The sequence below is a fragment of the Nocardia sp. NPDC058666 genome (assembly GCF_042714895.1).
In the GTDB taxonomy this organism is placed as follows: Bacteria; Actinomycetota; Actinomycetes; order Mycobacteriales; family Mycobacteriaceae; genus Nocardia.
The window spans coordinates 1-13,771 of record NZ_JBHXRY010000006.1 but is presented as its reverse complement, the minus strand read 5'-3'; the positions used below and the strand labels follow the sequence as shown (position 1 = coordinate 13,771).

The window sequence follows — 13,771 nt, the reverse complement described above, 5'->3', positions numbered from 1 at the left end:
AATGCCAGCGACGAACAAGGAGATGGCGTGAGCGACGAGCGGGATACTCGCGAAGACGGCGAGGAGACCCCCGCTGCCACTCGACCGAGTGGTAAGCGGTCCGCTCGACGTGTGCGTGCGTCGGATGCTCCGGCAGACACCGGAGCGGTGGCCACGCTCGATCGGCCGTCGTCGCGCAAGGCAGACAAGCCGGCCGCCAAGGCCAAGACGGGCAACCCGTTCAAGCGGTTGCTCGAGTTCCTGACACAGGTTGTCGCGGAACTGCGCAAGGTGATCTGGCCCAACCGGAAGCAGATGGTCACCTATACGGCCGTCGTTCTGGTGTTCGTGGTCTTCATGGTCGCGTTCATCGCCGGGATCGACGTAGCGTTCGTCAAGGGTGTCGACTGGCTGTTCGGCTGATCGCCGACACCCACGCCGGTAGCCGATCGCGGGCCGGAACGGCGGAGCGCGCCTCCGCGCACCCGACCCGGTCCAGAGGATGTACGTGACGACACAGGAAGCGAGTGCCTCAGTGAGCACCCCGGAGAACGACACCAACGACGAGTTCCCGGTTGACGACACGGTCGTGGCGGACATCGCCACCGACGAGGTCGAGGCCGCAGAGCTCGCCGATACCGACACCGCCGATGACGAGGCCGCTGTCGACGAGGTTGTCGTCGAAGAAGACGTGATCGAAGAAGTCGCCACCGAGGACGATCCCGAGGCCGACCCGATCGAGTCGATGAAGATCAAGCTGCGCCGTGTGCCCGGCGACTGGTATGTCGTGCACTCCTACGCCGGCTACGAGAACAAGGTCAAGACCAACCTCGAGACCCGCGTGCAGAACCTGGGCCTCGAGGACTACATCTTCCAGGTCGAGGTGCCCACCGAAGAGGTCACCGAGATCAAGAACGGCCAGAAGAAGAACGTCAACCGCAAGGTGCTGCCGGGCTACATCCTGGTCCGGATGGAACTGAACAACGAGTCGTGGGGCGCGGTGCGCAACACCCCCGGTGTCACCGGTTTCGTCGGCATGACCGGCGGTGGCCCCGGCGCCAAGCCGACCCCGCTGACCATCAACGAGGTCGTGAAGTTCCTGGTCCCGGCCGGTGCGCAGGCGCAGAAGAAGGCCGCCGCGGCCGCCGCCGGTGGTTCGGATTCGGGTAGCTCGGCGTCGGGCAAGCCCACCATCGAGGTCGACTTCGAGGTCGGCGAGTCGGTCACCGTCATGGACGGCCCGTTCGCCACGCTGCCCGCGTCGATCTCCGAGGTCAACGCCGAGCAGCAGAAGCTCAAGGTGCTGGTGTCGATCTTCGGTCGCGAGACCCCGGTGGAGCTGAACTTCACCCAGGTTTCCAAGATCTAGTTTTTCCCGCTTTCGCGAAACGGCACCGCTCACCGGCGGTGCCGTTTCGCGTTTGTGCTGGTCGCCACCCGATTGCCTAGTGGTCGACCGTGTCAAGTAGAGTGTGATAGTTCGTGCTCTGACTTCCCCGCAATACCTGTCGGGGACCGGTCGTGCGCGGATACGAGGCTTACGGCAACCGTAAGGAACCGAACCCCAGAAAGCCAAGGAAGAAAGATGCCCCCCAAGAAGAAGAAGCTCGCCGGGATCATCAAGCTGCAGATCCAGGCCGGCGCCGCTAACCCGGCTCCTCCGGTCGGCCCCGCGCTCGGTCAGCACGGCGTCAACATCATGGAGTTCTGCAAGGCGTACAACGCCGCGACCGAGTCGCAGCGTGGCAACGTCATCCCGGTCGAGATCTCGGTGTACGAGGACCGGACGTTCGACTTCAAGCTGAAGACCCCTCCTGCTGCTCGCCTGCTGCTCAAGGCCGCCGGTGTGCAGAAGGGCTCGGCTGAGCCGCACAAGACCAAGGTCGCCAAGGTCACCATGGACCAGGTCCGTGAGATCGCCAAGACCAAGGCCGAGGATCTCAACGCCACTGATCTCGATCAGGCCGCGAAGATCATCGCCGGTACCGCGCGTTCGATGGGTATCACCGTCGAAGGCTGAGCGTCTCGCTCACATGTGGGAGGGCCGGCCAGGCCCGACACAAACCACATCTGAAACCAGAACTTAAGGACAGAAAATCATGGCAAAACGAAGCAAGGCGTACCTCGCCGCTGCTGAGAAGGTCGATCGCGACGCCCTGTACTCCCCGCTGGCCGCTGCGCGCCTGGCGAAGGAGACCGCGACCACCAAGACCGACGCGACCGTCGAGGTCGCCGTTCGTCTCGGCGTGGATCCCCGCAAGGCCGACCAGATGGTCCGTGGCACCGTCAACCTGCCGCACGGCACCGGTAAGACTGCCCGCGTCATCGTGTTCGCCGCCGGCGAGAAGGCCTCCGAGGCCGAGGCCGCAGGCGCCGACGCCGTGGGCGCCGAGGACCTGATCGAGCGGATTCAGGGCGGCTGGCTCGACTTCGACGCCGCGATCGCCACCCCGGATCAGATGGCCAAGGTCGGCCGCATCGCGCGCGTCCTGGGCCCGCGTGGTCTGATGCCGAACCCGAAGACGGGCACGGTCACCAACGATGTGACCAAGGCCGTCAACGAGATCAAGGGCGGCAAGATCAACTTCCGCGTCGACAAGCAGGCCAACCTGCACTTCGTCATCGGCAAGGCCTCGTTCGACGAGGCCAAGCTGGTGGAGAACTACGGCGCCGCGCTGGACGAGATCCTGCGTGTGAAGCCGTCGACCGCCAAGGGTCGCTACGTCAAGAAGATCACGGTTTCGACGAACACCGGACCGGGCATCCCGGTGGACACGAACCGCACCCGCAACCTCCTGGACGAGGATGCGTGAGCTTCGGCTGACCAGCTCCTAGAGCATCCGTGAGGGCGGGAACGCGACAAGCGTTCCCGCCCTCACGGCGTTCAATGACCAACTTGCCCTTGATAATTCAGGGCAGCGGTACCCCGTTTTGGCAGATGGGGGTAGGTGTGCGTACACTGGTCAACGGTCATGCGAGATGTGCATACATCTTTCGAGGACCACCCCCATCGTTCTACCGAAGACCGTAGGTCGTCGATGCCGTTGATTCGGTATCGGTCGAAGGTCCAGCGACATTGCTGGCGACCCACGCAGGCAGAGCTGAGGCCGAAATTTATTTTGCGCCCCGGTACGCCTTGCGTCCGGGGCGTTCGTTTTGTCGCTGGCCCCTGATTCGGTAGTGCATCAACGAACCGACATCAGAGAGGAGGCGAAGTATGGCGAAGCCTGAAAAGGTCACCGCTGTCGCGGAGATCGCGGAGCAGTTCAAGAACTCCACGGCCACTGTTGTCACGGAATACCGTGGCCTGTCGGTCGGCAAGCTCACCGAGCTGCGTCGCGCGCTCGGCGCGGGCGCTACGTACTCCGTCGCCAAGAACACCCTGGTCAAGATCGCCGCTAGCGAAGCTGGCGTGGCGGGTCTGGACGAGCTGTTCGTCGGCCCGACCGCTATCACCTTCATCCAGGGTGAACCGGTCGACGCCGCCAAGGCGCTCAAGCAGTTCGCTAAGGACAACAAGGCCCTGGTCATCAAGGGCGGGTACATGGACGGCCGCGCGCTGTCCGTGTCCGAGGTCGAGCGTATCGCTGACCTCGACTCGCGCGAGGTGCTGCTGGCCAAGCTGGCCGGTGCGTTCAAGGCCAAGCCTTCGCAGGCTGCCGCGCTGTTCGCCGCTCCCGCTTCGCAGGTCGCCCGGCTCGCCCAGGCCCTGCTCGAGAAGCGCACGAGTGCCGAAGGCGCTCCTGCTGCCGAAGAAGCCCCCGCGGCTGACGCCGAATAAGACATCTATTACCCGCTTCGCGGTGCGTATGCGCTGCGAGGTACACCACGAAAGGAACCACCATGGCAAAGCTGAGCACCGAAGAACTGATCGGCGCCTTCAAGGAGCTGACCCTGCTCGAGCTCGCTGAGTTCGTCAAGGTCTTCGAGGACACCTTCGACGTCACCGCCGCCGCCCCCGTGGCCATCGCGCAGGCCGGCCCCGCCGCTGCCGAGGCCGCTGAGGAGCAGGACGAGTTCGACGTCATCCTCGAGGGTGCCGGCGACAAGAAGATCCAGGTCATCAAGGTGGTCCGTGAGATCGTCTCGGGCCTGGGCCTGAAGGAAGCCAAGGACCTGGTCGAGGGCGCCCCGAAGCCGATCCTGGAGAAGGTTGCCAAGGACGCGGCCGAGGCTGCCAAGGCCAAGCTCGAAGAGGCCGGCGCCAAGGTTTCCGTCAAGTAATTCGGAGCCCTCTTTTCGAGGTTTCTGCTTTGTGAACGGGCGGTCCCTTTCGGGCCGCCCGTTCGCTGTTTGTCCGGACATGCGACAGTGGTCCGGGCAGTATGAGCCGGGCTACGTTACTCTTCAGTCATGTAGGGGTGTGCCCCGTCTCACTGATGGGTTACAGTGACCGGACCCACAGAGTCAGCGCACCGCCGTGATGTGAGCGCGCGGGAACGCGGGTGGGGTGCTCGCAGGGATCAATGGAGGTAGCAGTGGGCGTCGAGGTCAGGACTGAGGGAGTCACCAAATCCTTCGGTTCACAGCGAATTTGGCAGGACGTGTCGATCACGCTCCCTTCGGGTGAGGTCAGTGCATTGCTCGGGCCTTCGGGTACGGGTAAGTCGGTGTTCCTGAAGTCGCTTATCGGTTTGCTCCGGCCCGAGCGTGGGTCGATCTTCATCGATGGCACCGATATCATGACGTGCTCCAACAAGGAGCTGTACGAGATCCGGAAACTGTTCGGTGTCCTTTTCCAGGACGGCGCGCTGTTCGGCTCGATGAATTTGTACGACAACATCGCGTTCCCGCTTCGTGAGCACACGAAGAAGACGGAATCGCAGATCCGCCAGGTCGTCATGGAGAAGCTCGAGCTGACCGGTCTGCTCGGCGCCGAGGGCAAGCTGCCCGGCGAGATCTCCGGCGGTATGCGCAAGCGCGCCGGTCTGGCCCGCGCGCTGGTGCTGGACCCGCAGATCATCCTCGTCGACGAGCCCGACTCGGGTCTGGACCCGGTGCGTACCTCGTACCTGGCGCAGCTGCTGCTCAACATCAACGCGCAGATCGACGCCACGATCCTGATCGTGACGCACAACATCAACCTGGCTCGTACCGTGCCCGACAACATCGGCATGTTGTTCCGCCGCAACCTGGTGATGTTCGGTCCCCGTGAGGTGCTGCTCACCAGCGAGGAGCCGGTGGTCAAGCAGTTCCTCAACGGTCGCATGATCGGCCCGATCGGTATGTCCGAGGAGAAGGACGAGGCGCAGATGGCGCGCGAGCAGGCGCTCGTGGACGCCGGTCACCATCACGGTGGCGCCGAGGAGATCGACGGCATCATCCCGCAGATGAAGGCCGAGCCCGGTATGCCGGCTCGCCAGGCGGTGTTCCGTCGGCAGGCGCGCGTGCGCGAGATCATCCACACGCTGCCGCACGCGGCGCAGGTGGCGATTCGCGAGTCGCTGGATTCCACCGACAACGACACCCAGGTGATGGCGGCCTACGGTGGCAGCGATCAGCCCACCGAGACCTTCAAGACCGTTCCGCACGGCCAGATCAACGGCTGAGCGACTTTCCCGTCCCAGCGCAGCCTCGGCCACCCGGCCGGGGCTGTTCTGCGTTACGGGGCGGAAAAAGGGTGTCTACCGGCAGGTCGAACGGTTGGCGAACTCGGCGTGTCGCGGGTAAAATGGCCGCGGTCGGGGGCGGGGGATGCTCACCGGCTCAGGCGATCTCGGTTCGTGAACGCACCTCCTCGCAACACTTGACGAGGCGCTTGCGAACCGTCACCCTATTCACAACGGCGATAGCTGTTGAGGGGCTTCCAGCACCTGCCACAGGGGCGAGCCAGCGCCCACTGCACCGACGCGGCCAGCGTCTCCGGGGCATCGGCGCGTTATCCGTGCGAGCGGTCACACGGATGGTATGTTGACACGCCCTTGCCAAGGGGTGTAAGTTTGGACGTTGCGCTGGCTGCCTCCTGTCCACACCTTGATTCGCACACGAAAGTTCCACCCTTCCGGTGTTACTTCCGCTGCTGCTTGTTCTGGTTTCGATCGGGTGCGTAACCAGCGGAACTCGTAGCAGACAAGCGACGGTCGCGGACCACCACGCGACGCGCGTGAGGTGCTGGAAGGACGCATCTTGGCAGTCTCCACCCAGACCAAGGCTGGTATCCCCGGAGCCCCGTTGAGGGTTTCGTTCGCGAAGATCCGTGAGCCCCTCGAGGTGCCCGGACTTCTCGACCTACAAACGGACTCGTTCGCCTGGCTGGTCGGTACACCCGACTGGCGTGAGAAGGCAGCCGCTCGCGGCGACGTCGGTCTCGCAGGCGGCCTCGAGGAGGTGCTCGAAGAGCTTTCGCCGATCGAGGACTTCTCCGGGTCCATGTCCCTGTCGTTCTCTGATCCGCGCTTCGAAGAGGTCAAGGCCTCCATCGATGAGTGCAAAGAGAAGGACATGACCTACGCGGCGCCGTTGTTCGTCACCGCGGAGTTCATCAACAACAACACCGGCGAGATCAAGAGCCAGACGGTGTTCATGGGCGATTTCCCCATGATGACCGACAAGGGCACCTTCATCATCAACGGCACCGAGCGTGTCGTCGTCTCTCAGCTGGTCCGTTCCCCTGGCGTCTACTTCGATCACAACATCGACAAGACGACCGAGAAGGACCTGCACAGCGTGCGCGTGATTCCGTCACGTGGCGCGTGGCTGGAGTTCGACGTCGACAAGCGCGACACCGTCGGCGTTCGTATCGACCGCAAGCGTCGTCAGCCGGTTACCGTGCTGCTCAAGGCGCTGGGCATGACCACCGAAGAGATCGTCGAGCGTTTCGGCTTCTCCGAGATCATGATGTCCACCCTCGAGAAGGACAGCACTCCCGGCCAGGACGAGGCGCTGCTCGATATCTACCGCAAGCTGCGTCCGGGCGAGCCGCCCACGAAGGAGTCCGCGCAGACTCTGCTGGAGAACCTGTTCTTCAAGGAGAAGCGCTACGACCTGGCTCGCGTCGGTCGTTACAAGATCAACAAGAAGCTCGGCATCAACCTCGACAAGCCGGTCACTTCCTCGGTTCTCACCAAGGAAGACATCGTCGACACCATCGAGTACCTGGTGCGTCTGCACGCCGGTGACCGCACGATGACCGCCCCCGGCGGTGAAGAGGTCCCCGTCGGCGTCGACGACATCGACCACTTCGGTAACCGTCGTCTGCGCACCGTCGGTGAGCTGATCCAGAACCAGATCCGCGTGGGCCTGTCCCGCATGGAGCGTGTGGTTCGCGAGCGGATGACGACTCAGGACGTCGAGGCGATCACGCCGCAGACCCTGATCAACATCCGCCCGGTCGTCGCGGCGATCAAGGAGTTCTTCGGAACTTCGCAGCTGTCGCAGTTCATGGACCAGAACAACCCGTTGTCGGGTCTGACCCACAAGCGCCGCCTGTCGGCACTCGGTCCGGGTGGTCTGTCCCGTGAGCGTGCCGGTCTGGAAGTTCGTGACGTCCACCCGTCGCACTACGGCCGCATGTGCCCGATCGAGACCCCGGAAGGCCCGAACATCGGCCTGATCGGTTCGCTGTCGGTGTACGCGCGGGTCAACCCGTTCGGTTTCATCGAGACTCCGTACCGCAAGGTTGTCGACGGCAAGGTCACCGACGAGGTCAAGTACCTGACCGCCGACGAGGAGGACCGGTACGTTCGCGCCCAGGCCAACTCGCCGGTCGACAACGAGGGCCACTTCCTCGAGGAAAAGGTCCTTGTTCGCCGTCTCGGTGAAGAGGTCGAGTTCGTGAGCCCGGCTCAGGTCGACTACATGGACATCTCGCCGCGCCAGATGGTGTCGGTCGCGACGGCCATGATCCCGTTCCTCGAGCACGACGATGCCAACCGTGCCCTCATGGGTGCGAACATGCAGCGTCAGGCGGTTCCGCTGATCCGTTCCGAGTCCCCGATCGTGGGCACCGGTATGGAGCTGCGTGCGGCCGTGGACGCCGGCGACGTCGTGATCAACGAGAAGCCCGGTGTCGTCGAAGAGGTCTCGGCCGATTACGTCACCGTGATGGCCGACGACGGCAGCCGCAAGTCGTACCGGATGCGCAAGTTCAACCGGTCGAACCAGGGCACCTGCTCGAACCAGCGTCCGATCGTGGACGAGGGCGATCGGGTGGAGAAGGGGCAGGTCCTCGCGGACGGCCCCTGCACCGAGAACGGTGAGATGGCGCTGGGCAAGAACTTGCTCGTCGCGATCATGCCGTGGGAAGGCCACAACTACGAGGACGCGATCATCCTGTCGCAGCGCCTCGTGGAAGAGGACGTTCTCACCTCGATCCACATCGAAGAGCACGAGATCGATGCTCGCGACACCAAGCTCGGTGCCGAGGAGATCACTCGGGATATCCCGAACGTGTCCGACGAGGTCCTGGCCGACCTCGACGAGCGCGGCATCATCCGCATCGGTGCCGAGGTGCGCGACGGCGACATCCTGGTCGGCAAGGTCACGCCCAAGGGCGAGACCGAGCTGACCCCGGAAGAGCGTCTGCTGCGTGCCATCTTCGGTGAGAAGGCGCGCGAAGTGCGCGACACCTCGCTGAAGGTGCCCCACGGTGAGTCCGGCAAGGTCATCGGCATTCGCGTGTTCTCGCGTGAAGACGACGACGATCTGCCTCCCGGTGTCAACGAACTGGTCCGCGTCTACGTGGCCCAGAAGCGCAAGATCCAGGACGGCGACAAGCTCGCCGGTCGCCACGGCAACAAGGGCGTCATCGGCAAGATCCTCCCCGTGGAGGACATGCCGTTCATGCCCGACGGCACGCCGGTCGACATCATCCTGAACACCCACGGTGTGCCCCGTCGTATGAACATCGGCCAGATCCTCGAGACCCATCTGGGTTGGATCGGTAAGGCCGGCTGGAACATCGACGTGGCCGCGGACGGCACTCGTCCCGAGTGGGCGGCCACGCTGCCCGAGGAGATGCTGGCGGCTCCGGCCGATTCCAACATCGCCACCCCGGTGTTCGACGGTGCCAAGGACAACGAGCTGACCGGTCTGCTCGGTTCGACCCTGCCCAACCGTGATGGTGAGCGGATGGTCAACGCCGACGGCAAGTCCACGCTGTTCGACGGTCGTTCGGGTGAGCCGTTCCCGTACCCGGTCGCGGTCGGTTACATGTACATCCTGAAGCTGCACCACCTGGTCGACGACAAGATCCACGCGCGTTCGACCGGTCCGTACTCGATGATCACGCAGCAGCCGCTGGGTGGTAAGGCGCAGTTCGGTGGTCAGCGATTCGGTGAGATGGAGTGCTGGGCCATGCAGGCCTACGGCGCGGCGTACACGCTGCAGGAACTCCTGACCATCAAGTCCGATGACGTGGTCGGCCGTGTGAAGGTCTACGAGGCCATCGTCAAGGGCGAGAACATTCCGGAGCCGGGCATTCCGGAGTCGTTCAAGGTGCTCCTCAAGGAACTCCAGTCGCTGTGCCTCAACGTCGAGGTGCTGTCTTCGGACGGCGCCGCGATCGAGATGGGCGGCGGCGAAGACGAGGATCTGGAGCGCGCCGCGGCGAACCTGGGCATCAACCTGTCCAGGAACGAAGCGGCAACCATCGACGATCTGGCGAACTAGGTGGTAGGCGGTGCGGTCGCTGTGGAAGCGACCGCACCGCGCACCGCGCTCGACTACTAGTGAACTTTTGCTCGAATTCGACCCGAATAGGGGAAAGGAAGTTACGTGCTAGACGTCAACTTCTTCGATGAACTCCGGATCGGCCTTGCCTCCGCCGACGACATCCGCCAGTGGTCCTACGGCGAGGTGAAGAAGCCGGAGACCATCAACTACCGCACGTTGAAGCCTGAGAAGGACGGCCTCTTCTGCGAGAAGATCTTCGGTCCCACCCGGGACTGGGAGTGCTACTGCGGCAAGTACAAGCGTGTCCGCTTCAAGGGCATCATCTGTGAGCGCTGTGGTGTCGAGGTAACTCGCGCCAAGGTGCGTCGCGAGCGGATGGGCCACATCGAACTGGCCGCTCCCGTTACTCACATCTGGTACTTCAAGGGCGTTCCGTCGCGCTTGGGTTACCTGCTCGACCTGGCGCCGAAGGATCTCGAGAAGATCATCTACTTCGCCGCCTACGTCATCGTCGGTGTCGACGAGGAGCTGCGTCACAACGAGCTCTCCACGCTCGAAGCCGAGATGGAGGTCGAGAAGAAGGCTGTCGCCGATCAGCGCGACGCCGACCTCGAGGCCCGCGCGCAGAAGCTCGAAGCCGATCTGGCCGAGCTGGAAGCCGAGGGCGCCAAGTCCGACGTGCGTCGCAAGGTCAAGGACGGCGGCGAGCGCGAAATGCGTCAGCTGCGCGACCGCTCGCAGCGTGAACTGGACCGTCTCGACGAGATCTGGACCACCTTCACCAAGCTGTCGGTTCAGCAGCTCATCGTCGACGAGGTGCTCTACCGCGAGCTCGTCGACCGTTACGGCGAGTACTTCACCGGCGCCATGGGTGCGGAGTCCATCCAGAAGCTGATGGAGAACTTCGACATCAACGCCGAGGCCGAGAAGCTGCGCGAGACCATTCGCAGCGGCAAGGGCCAGAAGAAGCTGCGTGCGCTGAAGCGTCTGAAGGTCGTCGCGGCCTTCCAGACCAACGGCAACTCGCCCATGGGCATGGTGCTGGATGCTGTCCCGGTGATCCCGCCGGAGCTGCGTCCGATGGTTCAGCTCGACGGTGGCCGTTTCGCCACCTCCGACCTGAACGACCTGTACCGCCGCGTGATCAACCGCAACAACCGCCTCAAGCGACTGATCGATCTGGGTGCGCCCGAGATCATCGTCAACAACGAGAAGCGGATGCTGCAGGAGTCGGTCGACGCCCTGTTCGACAACGGCCGTCGTGGCCGTCCGGTCACCGGACCGGGTAACCGCCCGCTGAAGTCGCTGAGCGATCTGCTCAAGGGCAAGCAGGGTCGTTTCCGTCAGAACCTGCTCGGCAAGCGCGTGGACTACTCGGGCCGTTCGGTCATCGTGGTCGGTCCGCAGCTCAAGCTGCACCAGTGTGGTCTGCCGAAGCTGATGGCGCTCGAGCTGTTCAAGCCGTTCGTCATGAAGCGTCTGGTCGATCTGAACCACGCGCAGAACATCAAGTCCGCCAAGCGGATGGTCGAGCGTCAGCGTGCCCAGGTGTGGGATGTCCTCGAAGAGGTCATCGCCGAGCACCCGGTGATGCTGAACCGCGCGCCCACCCTGCACCGCCTCGGCATCCAGGCCTTCGAGCCCCAGCTGGTCGAAGGCAAGGCCATCCAGCTGCACCCGCTCGTGTGTGAAGCGTTCAACGCCGACTTCGACGGTGACCAGATGGCCGTGCACCTTCCGCTGTCCGCGGAGGCGCAGGCCGAGGCACGCATCCTGATGCTGTCGTCGAACAACATCTTGTCCCCGGCGTCGGGTCGCCCCCTGGCGATGCCGCGTCTGGACATGGTGACGGGCCTGTTCTACCTGACTCGTCTCGACGAGAACGGTGCAGGCACCTACCGTCCGGCGACCAAGGACGAGCCCGAGTACGGCGTCTACTCCTCGCCCGCCGAGGCGCAGATGGCCGTGGATCGTGGCGAGCTGACCGTGCGGTCCACCATCAAGGTGCGACTGACCGAGCAGCGTCCGCCGCGTGACATCGAGAACGAACTGTTCCCCGATGGTTGGAAGCGTGGGCAGGCCTGGCTGGCCGAGACCACGCTGGGTCGCGTGATCTTCAACGAGCTGCTGCCCGCTGATTACGCGTTCATCAACGAGCCGATGCCGAAGAAGCGTCAGGCCACGATCATCAACGATCTCGCAGAGCGTTACCCGATGATCGTTGTCGCGCAGACCGTGGACAAGCTCAAGGACGCCGGCTTCTACTGGGCCACGCGTTCGGGTGTCACCGTCTCCATGACGGACGTGCTCGTTCCGCCGGAGAAGCCCGAGATCATGGAACGCTACGAGTCGATGGCGGACCTGATCGAGAAGAAGTACCAGCGTGGTGCGCTCGATCACGCCGAGCGCAACAACGCGCTGGTCAAGATCTGGCAGGAAGCCACCGAGGAAGTGGGCGCCGCGCTGCGCACCCACTACCCGCCGGACAACCCGATCATCACGATCGTCGACTCCGGCGCCACGGGTAACTTCACCCAGACTCGTACCCTCGCGGGTATGAAGGGCCTGGTGACGAACCCGAAGGGTGAGTTCATCCCGCGCCCGATCAAGTCCTCGTTCCGTGAGGGCCTGACCGTGCTCGAGTACTTCATCAACACCCACGGTGCTCGTAAGGGTCTGGCCGACACCGCGCTTCGTACCGCCGACTCGGGTTACCTGACCCGTCGTCTGGTGGACGTGTCGCAGGACGTCATCGTCCGCGAAGAGGACTGTGGCACCGAGCGTGGCATCGTGGTCCCGATCGCGGAGAAGCTGGCCGACGGCACGATCATCCGTGACGCGCACGTGGAAACCTCGACCTTCGCCCGTACGTTGGCGCAGGACGCGGTCGACGCCAAGGGCAACGTCATCGTGGCGAAGGGCGCCGACCTCGGCGACCCCGCGCTGGAGGCGCTGCTCGAGGCCGGTATCACCGAGGTGAAGGTCCGCTCCGTGCTGACCTGCACCACCGGCACCGGCGTCTGCGCCACCTGCTACGGCCGTTCGATGGCCACCGGCAAGCTGGTCGACATCGGCGAGGCCGTCGGCATCGTCGCGGCCCAGTCCATCGGTGAGCCCGGTACCCAGCTGACCATGCGTACCTTCCACCAGGGTGGCGTCGCAGGCGACGACATCACCGGTGGTCTGCCGCGTGTTCAGGAGCTCTTCGAGGCCCGTGTCCCCAAGGGCAAGGCGCCGATCGCGGAGGTCTCGGGTCGGGTGCGTCTCGAGGACGACGACCGCTTCTACAAGATCACGATCATCCCTGATGACGGGTCCGAGGAAGTCGTCTACGACAAGCTCTCGAAGCGTCAGCGTCTGCGGGTGTTCAAGCACGACGACGGCTCCGAGCGTCTGCTCACCGACGGTGACCACGTGGAGGTGGGTCAGCAGCTGCTCGAGGGCGCTGCCGATCCGCACGAGGTGCTGCGCGTGATGGGTCCCCGTCAGGTGCAGGTCCACCTGGTCCACGAGGTCCAGGAGGTCTACCGCTCGCAGGGTGTGTCGATCCACGACAAGCACATCGAGGTCATCGTTCGCCAGATGCTGCGTCGTGTGACGATCATCGATTCGGGTGCGACCGAGTTCCTGCCCGGTTCGCTCACCGAGCGTGCCGAGTTCGAGAACTCGAACCGTCGCGTGGTGGCCGAAGGCCGCGAGCCGGCCTCGGGCCGTCCCGTGCTGATGGGTATCACCAAGGCGTCGCTGGCCACCGACTCGTGGCTGTCGGCGGCCTCCTTCCAGGAGACCACCCGAGTGCTGACCGACGCGGCCATCAACTGCCGCTCCGACAAGCTGATCGGCCTGAAGGAAAACGTCATCATCGGTAAGCTCATCCCGGCCGGTACCGGTATCAACCGTTACCGCAACATCCAGGTGCAGCCCACCGAAGAAGCCCGCGCCGCGGCGTACGCAGTGCCGTCCTACGACGACACCTACTACTCCCCGGACAGCTTCGGCTCCTCCACCGGCGCAGCAGTGCCGCTGGACGACTACGGCTTCAGCGACTACCGCTAAGCAGTAGAAACGAACGCCCCGCTCCTTTCGGCGGGTTCACGCGGTCGTCGCAACACTCTCGATTGAGAGGTTGCGACGACCGTGTCGTTTTCAGAGGATCTGGACCAGTTCGGTGAGCAACTGA

Annotated in this window: 9 protein-coding genes; all 9 read left to right on the top strand. The window is 64.0% G+C overall.

Features of this window, described 5'->3' with window-relative positions:
* Positions 1-27 precede the first annotated feature (27 nt).
* Positions 28-402: a preprotein translocase subunit SecE gene (gene secE, locus ACFWVD_RS16005; protein ID WP_379243351.1), complete on the top strand. Its 375-nt coding sequence runs from the start codon at positions 28-30 to the stop codon at positions 400-402.
* Between the two features lie 112 nt (positions 403-514).
* Positions 515-1,348, top strand: a complete 834-nt coding sequence (nusG, locus tag ACFWVD_RS16000) for a transcription termination/antitermination protein NusG (protein WP_379243921.1) — start codon at positions 515-517, stop codon at positions 1,346-1,348.
* A gap of 216 nt (positions 1,349-1,564) precedes the next feature.
* Entirely contained in the window at positions 1,565-1,999 is a 435-nt protein-coding gene (rplK, locus tag ACFWVD_RS15995) for a 50S ribosomal protein L11 (RefSeq protein WP_019049397.1), read from the top strand.
* Positions 2,000-2,078: 79 nt separating this feature from the next.
* Positions 2,079-2,792 (top strand): 50S ribosomal protein L1, encoded by a 714-nt coding sequence (rplA, locus tag ACFWVD_RS15990; RefSeq protein WP_379243349.1) that lies wholly within the window; start codon positions 2,079-2,081, stop codon positions 2,790-2,792.
* Between the two features lie 404 nt (positions 2,793-3,196).
* Entirely contained in the window at positions 3,197-3,760 is a 564-nt protein-coding gene (rplJ, locus tag ACFWVD_RS15985) for a 50S ribosomal protein L10 (protein ID WP_379243347.1), read from the top strand.
* A gap of 62 nt (positions 3,761-3,822) precedes the next feature.
* Complete coding sequence (rplL, locus tag ACFWVD_RS15980; RefSeq protein ID WP_379243345.1) at positions 3,823-4,203, top strand: 50S ribosomal protein L7/L12; 381 nt, start codon at positions 3,823-3,825, stop codon at positions 4,201-4,203.
* A 242-nt stretch (positions 4,204-4,445) separates the two neighbouring features.
* Positions 4,446-5,528: an ABC transporter ATP-binding protein gene (locus ACFWVD_RS15975; protein ID WP_379243343.1), complete on the top strand. Its 1,083-nt coding sequence runs from the start codon at positions 4,446-4,448 to the stop codon at positions 5,526-5,528.
* 559 nt (positions 5,529-6,087) lie between these two features.
* The gene (locus tag ACFWVD_RS15970; protein WP_379243341.1) at positions 6,088-9,588 is read left to right on the top strand and encodes a DNA-directed RNA polymerase subunit beta; all 3,501 of its coding nucleotides are present in this window, start codon (positions 6,088-6,090) and stop codon (positions 9,586-9,588) included.
* A 105-nt stretch (positions 9,589-9,693) separates the two neighbouring features.
* Positions 9,694-13,647 (top strand): DNA-directed RNA polymerase subunit beta', encoded by a 3,954-nt coding sequence (locus tag ACFWVD_RS15965; RefSeq protein WP_379243339.1) that lies wholly within the window; start codon positions 9,694-9,696, stop codon positions 13,645-13,647.
* The last annotated feature ends 124 nt before the right edge of the window (positions 13,648-13,771 follow it).

Bases quoted from the DNA above. Each gene is read 5' to 3' on its own strand.
- rplK (WP_019049397.1), top strand. From the start codon at position 1,565: ATGCCCCCCAAGAAGAAGAAGCTCGCCGGGATCATCAAGCTGCAGATC.
- rplA (WP_379243349.1), top strand. From the start codon at position 2,079: ATGGCAAAACGAAGCAAGGCGTACCTCGCCGCTGCTGAGAAGGTCGAT.
- rplJ (WP_379243347.1), top strand. From the start codon at position 3,197: ATGGCGAAGCCTGAAAAGGTCACCGCTGTCGCGGAGATCGCGGAGCAG.
- rplL (WP_379243345.1), top strand. From the start codon at position 3,823: ATGGCAAAGCTGAGCACCGAAGAACTGATCGGCGCCTTCAAGGAGCTG.
- ACFWVD_RS15975 (WP_379243343.1), top strand. From the start codon at position 4,446: ATGGAGGTAGCAGTGGGCGTCGAGGTCAGGACTGAGGGAGTCACCAAA.